Source organism: Acidimicrobiia bacterium, assembly GCA_041676705.1.
Classification (GTDB): domain Bacteria; phylum Actinomycetota; class Acidimicrobiia; order Acidimicrobiales; family SKKL01; genus Actinomarinicola.
This window is the reverse complement of sequence record JBAYRL010000001.1, coordinates 164,643-180,620: the sequence shown is the minus strand read 5'-3', so window position 1 is coordinate 180,620 and position 15,978 is coordinate 164,643. Positions and strand designations below refer to the sequence as shown.

Here is a 15,978-nt window from a genome sequence, read left to right as displayed (position 1 = left end):
TACATCCTTTCAGGGGGTATTCAGACCAGCGAGGTCGTAGAGAACATCGAACAAACCTGGGCCACCCAGCTCTTCAGACGCCACGCATAACACAGTGTCATCACCAGCCACCGTGCCAATCAAGCCAGCCAGTGAAGAACGATCTAGCGCCGAGGCTACGACATGGGCCGAACCGGGAGGAGTGGTGAGCACAACGAGATTCAACGACGATTGGATTTCAACCACCCAATCGGAGAGCACACGCCGCAGATGATCCTGCGGCGGGGCCGGATCGACTGCCCGATGAGGAATGGCATAAGCCGCACTAGCGCCTCCAACACGGACCTTGATCACGCCCAGTTCTTCCAGATCACGAGAAATAGTGGCCCTAGTGATCGCAACGCCGTCGTCAGCTAAAAGCTCGACTAGCTGCTCTTGGCTTGAAACCGTGTTTGATTCCAAGAGACGAGCAATCCGATGTTGGCGCTGCGTTTTAGAAAGGCCTTTGACGCCTGACATGGCCTAAGCGCCTTTCTGCTGCGACATTAACCACCACAGTAATCCTCGGGCAGCATGCATCCGATTTTCAGCCTGTGCCCATACTTTTGAACGCTCACCTTCAAGTACCGCTTCAGACACCTCTTCGCCGCGGTGCGCGGGCAGGCAGTGCAAGAATATGGAGTTCGCAGCGCTATGTTCGAGCAATGTTTCTGTGATCGTGAAATTGCTGAACGCCGCTAAACGTGCGGCACGTTCCACTTCTTGACCCATGGAGGTCCAGACATCGGTGTAGATAACGTGAGCTCCGACAACCGCCTCTGCCGGCGAGGTGGTTTGGGTGAAGCGGCCATGCTTTGATATGTATTCAGCATCAGAATCGCTGAAGCTATAGTCCTCGGGGGCAGCAATTGTGAAGGTGCCACCGGTCATTAGGGTGGCAATGGCCAACGAACGCGCCACATTATTGGCATCACCGATATAGGCCACCGAAACGTCTAGGGCACCGAAGTGGTCTTCGATGGTGAGAAGATCGGCTAAGGCCTGCATGGGATGGGCGGCATCAGACAACAAGTTCACAATGGGCAGCTGGTTTACAGCCACCATGCGCTCAAGGTGCTGGTGATTGAAGACTCGGGCCCCGATAAAGGCGTGATACCCAGCCAAGGTACGAGTCACGTCTTCAACTGATTCCCGCGTGTCTAGGCCCACCTCATCGGCCATAACCGATATCGGGTGACCGCCTAGAGCCACTGTGGCCATCTCCATTGAATTGCGGGTACGAAGTGATGGCTTCTCAAAGAGTAACGCTCCACCCTGACCGGCTAACACCGGGGCCGGATGGGTTTCTTTCGCTAGCCGCAACACTTCCCACAGCTCTTCAGTCGAAAGATCGTCGATTTCTAAAAAGTGTCTCATCCAATTACCTGGCCTAGAACGTTTACTGCGGTGTGAATTTCCTCGTCAGTGACTAAGAGCGATGGGGCCAAACGAATGGTGGTTGGCGTAACAGCATTCACTACCAGGCCAGCCTCTAGCGCTTGGGCCGCCACAATTTTGGCGTCGATGTCGCCTTCAAGCTCAAGACCTAGCAGCAGGCCAGCACCCCGCACCGAGACAACCCCCGGCAAAGCAAGTGCTTGCTCACTGAGTAAAGCGCCAGCGCGTTTAGCCCGAACGGGTACATTTTCGGCTTCCATCACTGCCAGTACTGCCCGAGCCGCCGCCATAGCCAACGGTTGACCGCCATAAGTGGTGCCGTGGTCACCCGGTTCGAACGCCTGAGCAACGTCGCGGCGTGCCCAGGCGGCACCCACGGGCATACCGTTGCCTAAAGCCTTGGCCACGCTCACAATGTCGGGTTTAACCCCGCTTGCTTGGTGCCCGAACCACTCGCCGGTGCGCCCCAGGCCGGTTTGTACCTCGTCGAATATCAATAGCACGCCACGCTCATCACAAATTCGACGCACACCTTGTAAATATTCGGACGAAGCAGGGTTCACTCCGCCCTCACCTTGAATTGGTTCCAGTAAAACCGCAGCCACACTTGGATCAATAGCAGCATCGAGCGCCTCTAAATCGTCCCAAGCCACATGACGGAAGCCATCTGGCAGCGGAGTAAACCCCTCCCATTTGGCTGGTTGGCCAGTGGCATGCAAAGTAGCCAAGGTACGGCCGTGGAAAGATCCATAGGCGCTAACAATCTGGTAACGACCATGTCCGCCCCACTTGCGGGCTAGCTTGATAGCCGCTTCGTTCGCTTCGGCGCCAGAGTTCGTGAAAAACACTTGTCCGTCACCGCCCAAGAGCCGGTCGAGCGTGACGGCAACCTGGGGGCCAACTTCGGTGCCAAATAGGTTGGAGACATGCAAAAGCGTATTGGCTTGCTGACTGATGGCTTCGGCCACCGCCGGATGAGCGTGGCCAAGCGAGGTAACGGCCAAACCAGATAGGAAGTCGAGATACTTCTTGCCGTTACGGTCCCACAACCACGAACCTTCACCCCGCACAAACATGACAGAGGGTGCACCATAGGTGGGCATAAAAGGACAACTCGTGAGATCGGTATTGCCCATAGCCTGGGCATGGGTTTGGGCCGCGAGGTTGCTTTGGCTCATTTTGGGGCCTCCTTGGTGACCATGGTGCCGATCCCATGGTTAGTGAAAATTTCGATCAGCAATACGTGGGGAATCCGGCCATCGACCATGTGGGCTGAGCGAACGCCTGCTTCGGCAGCATCAATACATGCCGCCACCTTGGGAATCATGCCGCCGGTGACGACTTTTGATTCGACCAGTGCTGCCAAGTCAGCCGAGCTGATGCGCCTGATGAGCGAACTGTCGTCCTCGACGTTAGAACGCAAGCCTTCAATATCAGTAAGGTAAACAACTTTTTCGGCGTCGAGCGACACGGCAATGGCACCAGCGACGGTGTCGGCATTGATGTTATAGGCCTGGCCCGAGTCATCGGCACCGATGGTTGAGACAACCGGTACTAAACCCTCAGCTAAGAGTCGCAGCAAAATGGTGGGGTTTACACCCACCACATCGCCTACAAAACCAAGCTCGGGGCTTCGCGCCCCAGCAGTAATCAATCCGGCGTCTTCACCTGAAACTCCTACCGCAATAGGGCCATAAACGTTCATCGACGACACTATGTCGCGGCTAATTTTACCGACCAACACCATCCGAGCAATGTCGAGAGTTTCAGCGTCAGTCACACGCAAACCATCACGGAACTCGGGCTCTTTGCCTAGTCGGTTCATGAGGGCACCAATCTGGGGGCCACCTCCATGGACCACGACTGGTTTGATACCCACCGAATGCATTAGCACGATATCTTGGGCGAACGACCGCGATAGCGCCTCGTCGCCCATAGCATTGCCACCGAATTTCACCACCACGACTTTGTCGCGAAATTCCTGAATCCATGGCAGTGCTTCGAGCAGGATTTCGGCTTTAATGTCGGGGCTGATGGCGTTTTGAGTCATGAGGTACCCATGTTCTCGTCGATGTAGGCGTGCGTAAGATCGTTGGTCAAAATGGTTGCCGAGCCTTGGCCAAGCCCCAGGTCAGCCACAATTTCTAGGTGGCGTTCTGCCATATGTGACCGTACCTTTTCTTCGTCATGCACAATTGAAACACCCCCGGAGGCAACCAACGTTCCGCCATAGGTGATGGTGAGCTGATTCGGGTCAAATTCAACACCACTTGAACCCAACTCTGAAGCGATCCGACCCCAATACGGGTCTTGGCCGTACCAAGAGCACTTAACCAATTGGCTTTCAGCCACCTGCCGGGCGGCCACCGCCGCCTCCTCGTTGTTAGCAGCACCGGTTACCCAAAGTCGTACCACCTTGGTGGCGCCCTCAGCATCACCAGCCATCTGACCCGCCAGATCAGCACAAACCTTAGCGACGGCCTCATGCAGGGCCTTGTAGTCAACGCGACCGGCACGACCACTTGCCATCAAGATTACGGTGTCGTTGGTTGAAGTGGCACCGTCGACGCTAAGGGCGTTGAAAGAAACTGGAAGAGCTGCTACCAGGGCCGCTTTTAGTTCGTCGGGGCTTGCTTCGGCATCGGTGGTTAACACCGCCAACATGGTGGCCATATTGGGGGCCAACATGGCGGCACCTTTAGCCATACCTCCCACCACAAATCCGGTGCTTTCGACGACCGATGTTTTGGGATGGGTATCGGTGGTCATGATGGCCGTGGCAGCATCGCTGGCGGAGAGATCGGTGGCACCTAATGATTGGGTCAGGTTCGGAATGCCTGCCTCTATTACTTCGATTGGCAGTGGAATACTGATGAGTCCGGTGGAGCAGACCAGTACCTGTTCAGGTGGAATTGATAGTTGTCGAGCCACCCCATCACACATGCGTTTGGCATGGTCGAGACCAGCTTGACCTGTCGCAGCATTGGCATTGCCACTATTTATTATCACAGAGGTGGCCATACCCCCGGTCGTTTCTAAGTGCTTTCGGCTGGTAACCACCGGGGCCGCCGTCATCTTGTTTTGGGTGAATACAGCAGCGGTGGGCACCGGTTGGTGGTCATCGGTGGCAACTAGCGCTAGATCTTTTTCACCGCCAGCTTTAATGCCAACAGCAGCCCCAGCGGCCATAAAGCCCCGAGCAGCGGTCACACTCATTTGCGATCTCCTAAATGAAATTGGCTCGAAAAGTAGGCTTACGGATTAAGGCCAACTCGTGGCAGCCCTAAGGTCTCTTCGTAATTATTGAGAATGTTGGCGCATTGGATGGCTTGACCAGAAGCGCCTTTTACCAGGTTGTCAATGGCGGTAATGACCATTAACCAGCCAGTTCGAGGATCGATACGGGCGGTGATATGCGCCGTGTTGGCCCCTAAAGTTGCCTTGGTGGAAGGTGAATTTGGGGAAACAACCACAAATGGTTCATCGGCATAGAACTCTTGGAGGAGCTCTAGCGCATCGGCCGAAGTTGCTAGTCCACCGGTTGGCCTCGCGTAACAAGTAGCCAAAATTCCACGGTTCATCGGCGCCAGATGTGGCGTGAAGAGAACCGTTGCGCCGAGCACCAAATCGATTTCGGCGGTGTGGCGATGGTCTAAGAGTCCATAAGCGTTGAAGTTTTCATCAACAGCACAAAACGTAGTGTTTGGCTTTGGTGGCCGACCGGCGCCCGAAACACCCGAGACGGCATCCACAATGATGCCGTTTAATTCAATTGCCCCGGCACGAGCAAAAGGTGCCAAACCCAAATTGGCCGACGTTGGGTAACACCCTGGCACCGCAACGTTTTGGGCACCGGTAATTGAGTCTCGAAATAGTTCTGGCAGGCCATACACGAAACGATCGAGCAGCTGCGGCACTTTATGGGCTTCACCGTACCAACGCTCATACAGCTCAGCCTCGGGCAGACGAAAGTCGGCAGAGAGATCCAAAACTTGGATGTTTCGATCTAACAGGCTGGGCACAATACTTTGCGAAGCTCCGTGTGGCAGACCTAAAAACACCAGGTCAACTTGGTCGAGGAGACGCTGATCCCAACCTTCGAACACGAGGGACGGATAAGCAGCTGCCAGTGACGGGTACAAGCTTGCCACCGCGTTACCAGCCTGGCTGTCACCGGTGGCAAAGGCCACTTCAAAGCCCGGATGCGTGGCCAACAACCTCAATAGCTCGGCACCGGTATAACCCGACGCACCGATAATACCTACTCTCTTCACAAGCTTGAGCATACACTGTGCATCGCGATGCACAATGTATTAGCTTCGTAAAGTTGCTGGAAGTTGGTGCTCTACAGCGCGGATTATACGTGTGCGCAGCTCGGTAATCTCCGCCTCTCCCAAGGTATGATCGGCGGCTTGAAAACGTAGTCGATACGCCAGTGAACGACGACCGGTTGGAACTGACCCGCCACGAAAGACATCAAAAAGTTCCAGAGAAACTAACAGCTCACCAGCGCTACGGCGCAGAATCGCCTCTAGCGCTGAGGCCGGTGTGTCGTCATCAAGCTCAAAGGCCAAATCGAGGTCGCTGGAAGGATATAAACGGACCGGTAAATATTGCTGAGTGGCCAAACGTCGTGCCAGCAATTGATCTAGGTCAACATCGGCGTAAGCTACCCGACCTGGAACTTCATAATGTCGCAGCACGTCGGGGTCGACCTCACCAATCATCCCAATTACCTGGTCTTGAACCACTATTTGGGCGCTGCGGGTTGGGTGGAGTCCAGGGACTGAAGCTGACTCTAGCGAAAAAGCAATACCCAAGTGTGAGGCTAAGCCGCGCCAAATCTTCACCACACTAGGAGCTTCTTGTGCCCCCATAGCCATGGCCAAACGTTCTGTCTCGAGGGGTAGTTCGGCGTTGCGATTAGTGGGCCGATTGAACACGTGACCAATCTCAAATACCGCAATGTCGCCACGGCGGTGAGACGCGTTGTAGGACAAAACCTTGGCTAAGCCAGGCAATAGAGACGTTCGCATTACCGATTCTTCGGCTACCAGGGGGTTCGCAACCATGATCGGCTCGTCGCTGAGTTTCGCTGCTTCCAGGTCTCCGGGGGCGAGAAACGGTATCGGCATGACTTCGCTGAACCCCAAACCGACCATCGCATTTCGAACCAGACGCACGTCTCTTTGACGCTTGGTCAGGCCACCATTGATCGGAGAGCGTGGCACGGTACGTTCAATCTTTGAATAGCCATACATCCGTGCAATCTCTTCGACTACATCGATCTCACTGGAAGAATCAGGCCTCCAGCTTGGAATCTGTACCGAAAGGCGCTCACCATCAAGCGCTTCGTTGGCAAAACCAATGGGCGTAATTAGCTCAGAAATCGTGGCTGTTGATAGCTGTGTTCCAAGGACCTGGTTCACACGGCTGGTGCGAACCTCTACTCGCTCCCGCGTTGGCAACGCACCAACGACATCACCAACTTCGTCGAGAAGTTCGCCACCATCGCCCAAAAGTTCAGCAAAACGAAGGGCCGCTAGCTCGACCATATTAGGGTCGGTGCCCTTTTCAAATCGTGCCGAAGCCTCGGTGCGTAACCCTAATCGTCGAGAGGTCTGAGCCACACTGATGGGGTCAAACCAGGCCATTTCTAAAAGAACGTCGGTGGTGTTACCGCTAACCTCGGCCGCTTCGGCACCCATCACCCCGGCAATACCCATGGGGCGATCATGGAGATCAGTGATAAGAAGATCAGCCTCGGTCAATGAACGTGTGAGGTCATCTAAAGTTACGATCGATTCGCCAGCATGGGCGCGACGCACCCGCAGCCCACCGCCACCCAGACGCGCCAGGTCGTAAGGGTGATTCGGTTGGCCCAACTCCAACATCACATAGTTTGAAATGTCGACCAACGAATTTATCGGGCGCATACCCAGCGCTAGCAGGCGTTTAGCCAGCCAATCAGGTGATTCGCCCACTTTGACATTGCGAAACACTCGGGTCAGAAAACGACCGCAGAGTTCGGGTGCCAAAACTTCCGTTGGCGCTAGCGCCTCGCTGCTTGAGGTTGCATTCACCCGCGGATTAGGTAACGAAAATGGAATTTTGAACCAAGCAGCCAGGTCGCGGGCGATTCCCGCCACTGACATAGCATCGGGCCGGTTGGGGTTTACTTCCAAGTCGAAGAGCACATCGGCTTCGATACCGAGCGCCACCTTCACATCGGTACCAATTTCCGCGGAGCTTGGCAGCACCATTATGCCGCTGTGATCATCACCGAGCCCCAACTCGCTACCCGAACACAACATGCCATTTGACCATTCGCCTCGCATTTTGCGTCGGGCGATCTCCATACCATTTGGCATGACAGTGCCAAGGGTGGCCAACGGGACTAAATCACCGACCGCCATGTTGAAGGCCCCACAGGCAATCTGAAGCGCCTCACCGTCACCCATATCCACGTCTACTAGCTGAATTCGATCTGCCTCGGGATGCTTCCGCAGGTTCAAAACCTTGGCCACCACAATGCCGTCGAGATCAGCCCCCAGGTTTTCTTGTGACTCAACCGCAGTTCCCAACTCATTTAATGCCTGGGCAACCAGATCTGGATTCTCAGGAATGGGCGCGAACTCGCGGAGCCATGAATGCAACACCTTCATTTCGAAACCTCAGGAGATGAAAATAACGATCGAACTGAAATCGACACGGGCTAGAACTGTTCCAAGAATCGGATGTCGTTTGTGAACATATCTCTAAGGTCGCTAATACCGTGACGCATGAGAGACAAGCGGTCGGTGCCGAAACCAAAGGCAAACCCAGAATACTCTTCGGAGTCTAACCCGCCGTTTCGTAACACATTGGGGTGGACCATGCCGCAGCCCCCAAGTTCAATCCAGCCAGTTCGCTTGCAAGTCTGACAGCCATCGCCGGAACAAATCGTGCAGGTTATATCAAACTCAGCAGATGGCTCAGTAAAAGGAAAATACGAGGGCCGCAATCGAGCGTGGATAGCGCCACCGAAGTAAGCAGTCGTAAAAGCTTCGAGGGTGCCCGCCAAGTCAGCCATCGAAATATTGCGATCGACTACCAAACCTTCGATTTGGTGGAACACTGGCATGTGGCTGGCGTCGGGTGTGTCGGAGCGATAAACGCGGCCCGGACACACCACATAAATTGGTGGCTCATTCTGTTCCAGCACCCGCATTTGCACCGGTGATACATGGGTGCGCAACAAAGTCGATTCAGGTTCGCCAAACTCAACGTAAAGCGTGTCGTACATGGCACGCGCTGGATGCCCAGGCGGGAAGTTGAGGGCACCAAAGTTGTACCATTCAGTCTCAATCTCGGGCCCTTCCGCCACCGTGAAACCCATGCCAACAAAAACGTCTTCCAGTTCCTGGTGAGTTTGAGTGACCAGGTGCAAATGACCCAACTCATTGGCGCCAATCACTTCAGTTAAGTCAAGGCGTTCCGCTTCTAAACGCTCTAGGCGAGCTTCCGCTTCAAGCACTTGGCGCCGCTCGCCAATACGACCTTCCAGTAGCGTTCGCACCTCGTTTATACGTCGACCAGCATCTCGTCTTTGGTCTACTGGCAACGCGCCAAGTGAGGCTTTGGCCTTCACCAGGCTTGAGCGCTTGCCCAACAGTTTGGCTTCTAGCTCGCCCAGTGCCTTCAAAGTATCAACCTGGTGCAGCAAATCTTCGCTTTGGGTTAAGAGTTCGTCCAGTTCGTTCATCATCTTTAGGTCACCTTGTCACACGGCGGAATAGCGCCAAATTGCGCTTGATGCACCAAACCAACTTAGGCGGAGGCCACGTCGCGTGTAGCACCCGAAGTTAAACGTTGCCGTTGGGCTTCGAAACATAACACCGATGCCGCCATGGCCACATTTAATGATTCGGCGTTGTTTTCCATGGGAATAGTGACCAGCGAATCAACTTGGCTCAACACCTCGCTGTCCAGCCCATGCGCCTCGTTTCCAAGAACAATAGCTACTGAACCAACCAATGAAATCTGGAAGTAGAAGCTTCCCTCATCGGGAACCGTGGCCAAGGTGGGTATGCCCTGGCTAGCAAGTAGCGGTAATAACTCATTTGGGCTAACTCCGGTCGCGATGGCCATAGTTTCCAGTGATCCAGCGGCTGAACGAGCAACCTTTGGTGCCCAGGGGTCGACAGTGCCAACACAACAGACAACGCCAGCTACCCCCGACGCGGTTGCGGCACGCAAGATAGTGCCCACGTTGCCCGGATCACGAACATCAACGAGCACGAGAAGTGGGCGTTTAGATTCACGTGCCAAAGTGACGACATCGGCCACCGCTGAAGCACGAATATGAGCCAACCCTACGATTGGACGCGGGTTAACCGAATCAGTAATTCCAGAAAGTACCCCGGCACTTACTTCGTAGGTCGCAATGCCACAAGCGCCAAGTTCTTTGATCAAGAGCTCATACTCTTGGTGCGGCTCGTAATAGACAGCCTGAAACAAGGTTCCTTGCTCTAAGGCTTCTTGCACCAAAACTGGGCCCTCGATTAGATACAAACCTTCGTCGTGACGCGCTCTGCGGCGCCGTGCAAGGCGCCGCAGACGACGAATCTGTGGGTTCTGGGCGACGAGGCCGCTCACCGGGTTAATAAAATACGCTAAGAAGCGACAGCGCTATTGAGACCGCTACGTGCTGTTTCAACCAGCGCCGCGAAGGCAGCCGAGTCGGTGACCGCTAAATCGGCCAAGGCCTTACGGTCAACTTCGACGCCAGCCTCGCGCAGACCGGCAATGAACCGGCTATAGCTGATGTCGTTCATGCGGCACGCCGCGTTAATGCGCTGAATCCACAGTTTGCGGAAATCGCCTTTACGGGCACGGCGATCGCGGAATGCATACTGCAACGAGTGCATAACCTGCTCGTTGGCGGCGCGATACGAGCGACTCTTGTTGCCGTAGTAACCCTTGGCACGCTCGAGCGTGGCCTTACGGTGTTTCTTGCTTGCTACGCCGCGTTTTACTCTGGCCATGAAGCGCTCCTTTCAAGAGGGGAAATAATACTTATGAATAAAGGACGAATTAGCGCAGGCCGAGCTGGCGCTTGACGTGGTTGGCGTCGCCGCCAGTTACTTCGGCCTCGCTGGCCAAACGGCGCTTGCGAGCGGGTGACTTCTTTTCAAGGATGTGCGACCGGAAGGCTTTACGGCGCATGATTTTGCCCGTGCCGGTGACCTTGAAACGCTTGGCCGCACCCCGGTGGGTCTTCATTTTTGGCATAGGTACCTCAATAGTTGTGCCAAAGCTTTCAGATATAACAAAAAGCTTTGGTCGGTGTGAATCGAATTTGTGTTGCCAAGTTAGGCAATGGTGCCGCTAGTTAGCTTCTGGCGGCGCTTCTTCTGATGCGTCTTCGGACTGGCGTTTTGCAGCTGCTGCTTGAGCCTTTTTATCGGGTGCCAAAACCATAATCATGTTGCGTCCATCTAGTTTTGGAAACACTTCGACACGGCCGTGCTCTACTACTGCTTCAGCAATATCTTCCAAGATCTTGCGGCCCAGCTCGGGGTGTTGCATCTCACGACCTCGGAACATGATCGTGACTTTAACCTTGTGGCCTTCATCTAAGAAGCTGCCAACTTTGCGGGTTTTGGTATCGAAGTCGCCTTGGCCGATTTTTGGCCGATACTTCATTTCCTTCACCACGACGTTGGTGCTCTTACGCCGCGAATCTTTAGCGCGTTGAGCCGCTTCGTACTTGTACTTCCCATAGTCCATTATTCGACAGACTGGGGGGTTAGCGCGGTCGGCCACTTCTACCAAGTCAAGTTCTAACGCCCGGGCCATTGCCAGGGCCTCGGGAAGTGGTTTGATTCCGATTTGTTCTCCATCGGGGGCTACCAAACGCACTTCACGAGCACGAATGCGCTCGTTAATCCTTGGCTCGTTTGTATTTGGCGCTGCTATCGCCGTTCACTCCTCATTGATACGCATTTCCTCTCTTGTATTGCGTATAGCGGACATTTGCCAAACTTTGCATTTCAACCGCGAGGGCCAAAAAAGCAAAGGACGTCGGAAAGCCGACGTCCGCGAACACAACTATTGAAGTTGCGCCGAATCAATCGACCTGGGCTCACTGTTAGAGGCTCAGAAGCGAGTACTCTGGTGGCCAGGTGGGAGCCGAGCCCCACTTTCCTCTTTAGATTTGCGTTCCAGAGTATCAGAGAACGCTGAAAACAACCACGTTCAATCAGAAACCAACCACCAACAAGGCCTTTTATTTTATGACCATTTGGACCCCAGACGGCGAGCACCCAATCGACAAAGGCAATGACGACAGTCATAACAAAGCCTCGGATCAAAGCGACGCCACCCGGGAATTTTTAGCCACATTGTCTGATGAAGATCTGGCCACCTTTACCGCCATGTCGGAAGAAGACCAGGTCAATACGGTACAAATGTGGGCCGAGCTAACCGAAGCACGCGGCCGGATGATGGAAACCCCAGCCGCCAGCATCATTGCTAACCATGCCATGGGCCTCTACGAACTAGCGGCCATCCACCTCTCGGCACCTGAGCCCAATCTGACCGAAGCAAAGCTGGCCATTGATGCCCTGGTGGCCTTAGTCGAAGTGGTGCGGGGCCAAACCGACGCCGACGAATCGACACTTAATGACGCTATGGCCCAGATACAAATGGCCTTTGTGCAGGTTAGTGCGGCGCTAAGAAACGCCGATGATGATTAGCACTTAGCGCATTCAGCGCTTAGCGCCCTTAGCTAACCAAGCGGTTGAACTTCAGCCGCTTCCCAGCGCCCCACGCGACCGGCAACTAAGCGGAACGTTACCGACTTGTCCACGCTAATGGTTCGGCTGCCATCGAGTATGGCGGTGCAGTGGAAGAACCAAGAATTTCCGAGATTGTCGATAAGTTCGCCGTATCCAGCTTGATTATCGAAACTGGCCACCTGTCCGTGACGAGGTTCCATCGCTTAATCCGATGAAGCTATGGCGCGGGATAGGTTGGCCATTTCAATTGCGACCAGGGCCGACTCTTCACCTTTATTACCAGCCTTAGTACCAGCACGTTCCAAGGCTTGTTCAATAGTGTCTACGGTGAGGACGCCAAAGACCACTGGTAATCCGGAACTTAGTGACACGCTCTGTAGACCAGAGGCCACCTGATTCGCAACCTGGTCATAATGACCAGTAGCACCGCGGATCACTGCGCCTAAGCCCACGATGGCATCGGCAATACCGGCTTTGGCGATGGTGGCAGCAGCATATGGAATTTCAAATGCTCCTGGCACCCAAACCTCATGAACATCGGCCGCGGCAACACCATGACGGCGGAGCATTCCTTTAGCGCCTGCTAATAAGCGCTCGGTGATTAGATCGTTGAAACGTCCGCAGACAAGAGCCACTCGCAAACCGCGACCATCAAGTGAGCCTTCAATCACCGCTGGCACCCATGACTGGTTGGTGGCCGGAGCTTGTTTCTGGTTCGTCATCTAATCCCTCTAGTAAATGCCCAAGGCGTTCTTGCTTGGTACGAAGATAGCGAATGTTCTCGGGGTTTGGCTTGGACTGAATGGGAACCCGTTCCACGATTTCGAGGCCGAAACCTTGTAATCCACCATATTTTGCTGGGTTGTTGGTAAGAATTCGCATTTTCTGTACGCCCAGGTCAGCCAAGATTTGAGCACCAATACCGTACTCGCGACTGTCTACCGGTAACCCCAGCGACAGGTTGGCGTCAACGGTATCTTGGCCGCTGTCTTGAAGCCCATAAGCACGCAGCTTATGGCCAAGTCCGATACCACGACCTTCATGCCCACGCAGGTAGACAAGAACGCCGCTGCCTGCTGCTGCTATTTGTTCCAGTGCCGCATGAAGCTGGGGGCCACAGTCGCATCGCAGTGAACCAAAAATGTCACCGGTGAGACACTCGGAGTGCACTCGAACCAATACTGGCTCATCGCCGTTGATTTCACCTCGCACGAAGGCAACATGTTCTGTTCCATCAAGAACCGAACGGTAAGCATGGGCCACGAAAGTTCCATATTCGGTAGGAACCCGAGCTTGCCCTGTTGCTTCCACCAACATTTCATGCTGACGCCGATATTTAACCAAATCAGCAATAGAGATCATCAACAAGTTGTGTTCTTTGGCAAAGACGCGCAGCTCGGGGACTCGAGCCATGGTGCCGTCTTCATTCACAATCTCACATAACGTTCCAGCCGGGTTCAATCCAGCCAGGCGAGCCAAATCGACGGCCGCTTCAGTATGGCCAGCTCGCTTCAACACTCCTCCATCCCGGGCACGCAACGGGAAAATATGACCAGGACGGTTGAAATCACTCCACGCAACGGTGGGATCGGCCAAATTCACCATGGTGGCTGTGCGGTCGGCAGCCGATATTCCGGTGGTCGTGTCGTGACGGTAATCAACCGAATGGGTAAACGCGGTTAGCTGGTATTCAGTGTTGTCGGCCACCATAAGGGGCAAACCCAAGTCGTCGCAGCGTTCCCCCGTTAGAGCCACACAAATAACCCCCGAGGTGTATCGCACAAAGAAAGCCACTTTTTCAGCGGTGGCCGCTTCCGCGGCCATGATCAGGTCACCTTCATTCTCGCGGTCTTCGTCATCGACCACGACCACAATCTCGCCACGACCAATGGCCGCAATGGCCTCGGATATCGGCGCGAAGGTAGGTGTTAAGTCGTTGTCGTCGGTTGTGTTGTTATCGCTCATGGGCTGGCCTCCTCGGCTCAAAGAAGTGTGGTTGAATAATGTTTGGCATCGCCGGGGACAAATTCGATGCGAACGTCGTCACCGATTAACTCGGCAGAAAGTATGCGGCCTCGCCACAGCTCATCCATGGTGGTAGCACCATCGCCGCTCATGATTGGCCTAGCGTCATCGCCACCAAAGAGGGCGGGCGCCAAATAAATTATGTAATGGTTCACCAGGCCGCTTCGGTGGAATTCGCCCGCCACATGGGCGCCACCCTCAACTAGCAGCTGGATCACGCCGCGTTGGCCTAGATCGTCGAGCACTTTGTCGAGGGGACCGGTCATCTCTAAACAAGGGTGCACGTGTCGATCATTTGAGGCGCTGCCAAGCACCACCCTAAGCGGCTTATAACTTACGCCCTCTAACGGTGATTCTACGCCCCGTACGGTGAGGGCGGGGTCATCGGCACGTACCGTTCCAGCCCCCACCAAAATGGCGTCACTCTGGGCGCGTAAACGATGCACATCGAGTCGTGAAACGGCGCTCGTAATCCACTGGCTGGTGTAATCGGGGGCCGCCGTACCACCATCAAGACTGGCTGCCATTTTCAACACCACATAAGGACGACCAGTTTCTCGATGGTGAATGTACGGGGCCAGCAGCGATTGAGCTTCGGTTTCGCCAATACCTAATTTAACTTCGACCCCGGCTTCTCTCAGAGCCTGTACACCACGGCCCGCAACCAGTGGATCTGGATCGATCATGGCGACCACCACCTTGGCGACTCCGGCCGCCACGATGGCTTCCACACAAGGTGGAGTTCGCCCATAATGAGAACAAGGCTCGAGGGTAACGAACATGGTTGAACCCGAAGCAGCATCGCCAGCTTGTTCAAGCGCATGAATTTCGGCGTGAGGTCCGCCCGCGGGATGTGTTACACCTACGGTGACCGCACCATCATTCAACAATAAGACGGCACCGACCCAAGGATTTGGGGCTGTCAGACCTTTAACGGAAGCAGCAGCTTTTAGTGCCTGTTGCATGAGAGTTTCGTCGTCCAAAATGCTGCCTCCTTCTCGGTAACACAAGGCAGAGCGCTGGACGAACAGCACAAGCAAGGGGAGCCTTGGGGCTCTCCCTACTCTTGCTCCCATCCGGACTATTACCGTCGGTTCTGGAATTCCACCAGATCGGCCTCCGCCGAGACGAAGGTTCGTGGACTATGACCACCGGTCAGGAATTTCACCCTGCCCTGCAAGACATGAAAATGAAATTGTGAACTTACCCTACCTTGGGCGGATGGCAACTTGGCACTCGAAGAACGAAAAGTTGACCGACCTTGATCACACCTGGTGGCTCTAATGTTGTGTGTGACCAGCCAGAAGCTCAACGATATGGCCCAGAACGTCGACCACTGCCTCAAAGGCTTCCACCGCGCCACCAGGGCTACCGGGGGTGTTAAGCACCAAAGCCGAACCAATCGTGCCCGCAACTCCTCGCGACAAACGCCCAAGGGGGTTCACGGCCCTCGTGGCTTCCGCCAAACCAGGTGCCACACGCTCTATGACGGCCGCTGTGGCCTCTGGGGTCAGGTCGCGGGGTCCGAAACCGGTTCCACCGGTGGTGATAATTACCCCGTTGAAACCCTCGGCCATGTCGACCAAAACGGAACTAAGCACCTCGATCCCATCAGGTACAACCTTGGTATCTACAACCGTGGCACCGCTGGCTTCTACCGCACTGCGCAGGGCTAAAGCCGACTTATCTTCTCGGACCTGGTTGAAGACACCGTCGGAAACCGTCACAATTTTTGTTTCGAATCCTGAACCCATGC

18 protein-coding genes and 1 riboswitch are annotated in these 15,978 nt (G+C 54.7%); of the genes, 1 reads left to right on the top strand and 17 read right to left on the bottom strand.

Annotated elements, in window-relative coordinates; all coding sequences use genetic code 11:
- Positions 1-9: 9 nt before the first annotated feature.
- The 12 genes from argR to infC form a co-directional block, all read right to left on the bottom strand.
- Entirely contained in the window at positions 10-498 is a 489-nt protein-coding gene (gene argR / locus WC184_00935; GenBank protein MFA7476444.1) for an arginine repressor, read from the bottom strand.
- A gap of 3 nt (positions 499-501) precedes the next feature.
- Positions 502-1,395, bottom strand: a complete 894-nt coding sequence (gene argF, locus WC184_00930; GenBank protein ID MFA7476443.1) for an ornithine carbamoyltransferase — start codon at positions 1,393-1,395, stop codon at positions 502-504.
- Positions 1,392-2,594 (bottom strand): acetylornithine transaminase, encoded by a 1,203-nt coding sequence (locus tag WC184_00925; GenBank protein ID MFA7476442.1) that lies wholly within the window; start codon positions 2,592-2,594, stop codon positions 1,392-1,394. Before WC184_00925 ends, argF begins: the two co-directional genes overlap by 4 nt.
- Positions 2,591-3,466 carry an acetylglutamate kinase gene (gene argB / locus WC184_00920; GenBank protein ID MFA7476441.1) on the bottom strand — a complete coding sequence of 292 codons (876 nt, stop codon included), beginning with the start codon at positions 3,464-3,466 and terminating at the stop codon, positions 2,591-2,593. Before argB ends, WC184_00925 begins: the two co-directional genes overlap by 4 nt.
- Positions 3,463-4,632 (bottom strand): bifunctional glutamate N-acetyltransferase/amino-acid acetyltransferase ArgJ, encoded by a 1,170-nt coding sequence (gene argJ, locus WC184_00915; GenBank protein MFA7476440.1) that lies wholly within the window; start codon positions 4,630-4,632, stop codon positions 3,463-3,465. Before argJ ends, argB begins: the two co-directional genes overlap by 4 nt.
- A 38-nt stretch (positions 4,633-4,670) precedes the next feature.
- Positions 4,671-5,690 carry an N-acetyl-gamma-glutamyl-phosphate reductase gene (gene argC / locus WC184_00910; protein MFA7476439.1) on the bottom strand — a complete coding sequence of 340 codons (1,020 nt, stop codon included), beginning with the start codon at positions 5,688-5,690 and terminating at the stop codon, positions 4,671-4,673.
- Between the two features lie 39 nt (positions 5,691-5,729).
- On the bottom strand, positions 5,730-8,081 hold the full coding sequence (gene pheT / locus WC184_00905) for a phenylalanine--tRNA ligase subunit beta (protein ID MFA7476438.1): 2,352 nt from the start codon (positions 8,079-8,081) through the stop codon (positions 5,730-5,732).
- Positions 8,082-8,131: 50 nt separating this feature from the next.
- Complete coding sequence (gene pheS, locus WC184_00900; GenBank protein MFA7476437.1) at positions 8,132-9,163, bottom strand: phenylalanine--tRNA ligase subunit alpha; 1,032 nt, start codon at positions 9,161-9,163, stop codon at positions 8,132-8,134.
- Between the two features lie 62 nt (positions 9,164-9,225).
- The gene (locus tag WC184_00895; GenBank protein MFA7476436.1) at positions 9,226-10,053 is read right to left on the bottom strand and encodes an RNA methyltransferase; all 828 of its coding nucleotides are present in this window, start codon (positions 10,051-10,053) and stop codon (positions 9,226-9,228) included.
- A gap of 17 nt (positions 10,054-10,070) precedes the next feature.
- Positions 10,071-10,442 carry a 50S ribosomal protein L20 gene (gene rplT / locus WC184_00890; GenBank protein MFA7476435.1) on the bottom strand — a complete coding sequence of 124 codons (372 nt, stop codon included), beginning with the start codon at positions 10,440-10,442 and terminating at the stop codon, positions 10,071-10,073.
- A 49-nt stretch (positions 10,443-10,491) separates the two neighbouring features.
- The gene (gene rpmI / locus WC184_00885) at positions 10,492-10,689 is read right to left on the bottom strand and encodes a 50S ribosomal protein L35 (GenBank protein MFA7476434.1); all 198 of its coding nucleotides are present in this window, start codon (positions 10,687-10,689) and stop codon (positions 10,492-10,494) included.
- A 96-nt stretch (positions 10,690-10,785) separates the two neighbouring features.
- On the bottom strand, positions 10,786-11,376 hold the full coding sequence (gene infC / locus WC184_00880) for a translation initiation factor IF-3 (GenBank protein ID MFA7476433.1): 591 nt from the start codon (positions 11,374-11,376) through the stop codon (positions 10,786-10,788).
- Positions 11,377-11,693: 317 nt separating this feature from the next.
- Here infC and WC184_00875 point away from each other — a divergent pair, with 317 nt between their 5' ends.
- Positions 11,694-12,155, top strand: coding sequence for a DUF1844 domain-containing protein (locus WC184_00875; protein MFA7476432.1), 462 nt, complete (start codon positions 11,694-11,696; stop codon positions 12,153-12,155).
- A gap of 32 nt (positions 12,156-12,187) precedes the next feature.
- Here WC184_00875 and WC184_00870 read toward each other — a convergent pair whose 3' ends face one another.
- The 5 genes from WC184_00870 to WC184_00850 form a co-directional block, all read right to left on the bottom strand.
- Positions 12,188-12,397: a cold shock domain-containing protein gene (locus WC184_00870; GenBank protein MFA7476431.1), complete on the bottom strand. Its 210-nt coding sequence runs from the start codon at positions 12,395-12,397 to the stop codon at positions 12,188-12,190.
- A gap of 3 nt (positions 12,398-12,400) precedes the next feature.
- A complete protein-coding gene (ribH, locus tag WC184_00865; protein ID MFA7476430.1) occupies positions 12,401-12,919 on the bottom strand; it encodes a 6,7-dimethyl-8-ribityllumazine synthase in 519 nt (172 codons plus the stop codon).
- The gene (locus WC184_00860) at positions 12,861-14,162 is read right to left on the bottom strand and encodes a bifunctional 3,4-dihydroxy-2-butanone-4-phosphate synthase/GTP cyclohydrolase II (GenBank protein ID MFA7476429.1); all 1,302 of its coding nucleotides are present in this window, start codon (positions 14,160-14,162) and stop codon (positions 12,861-12,863) included. The genes ribH and WC184_00860 overlap by 59 nt, the downstream gene beginning before the upstream one ends.
- Positions 14,163-14,179: 17 nt before the next feature.
- Positions 14,180-15,205, bottom strand: coding sequence for a bifunctional diaminohydroxyphosphoribosylaminopyrimidine deaminase/5-amino-6-(5-phosphoribosylamino)uracil reductase RibD (ribD, locus tag WC184_00855; protein ID MFA7476428.1), 1,026 nt, complete (start codon positions 15,203-15,205; stop codon positions 14,180-14,182).
- 77 nt (positions 15,206-15,282) lie between these two features.
- Positions 15,283-15,408, bottom strand: a riboswitch (FMN riboswitch).
- A gap of 94 nt (positions 15,409-15,502) precedes the next feature.
- Positions 15,503-15,976 carry a MogA/MoaB family molybdenum cofactor biosynthesis protein gene (locus WC184_00850; GenBank protein ID MFA7476427.1) on the bottom strand — a complete coding sequence of 158 codons (474 nt, stop codon included), beginning with the start codon at positions 15,974-15,976 and terminating at the stop codon, positions 15,503-15,505.
- Positions 15,977-15,978: the final 2 nt, after the last annotated feature.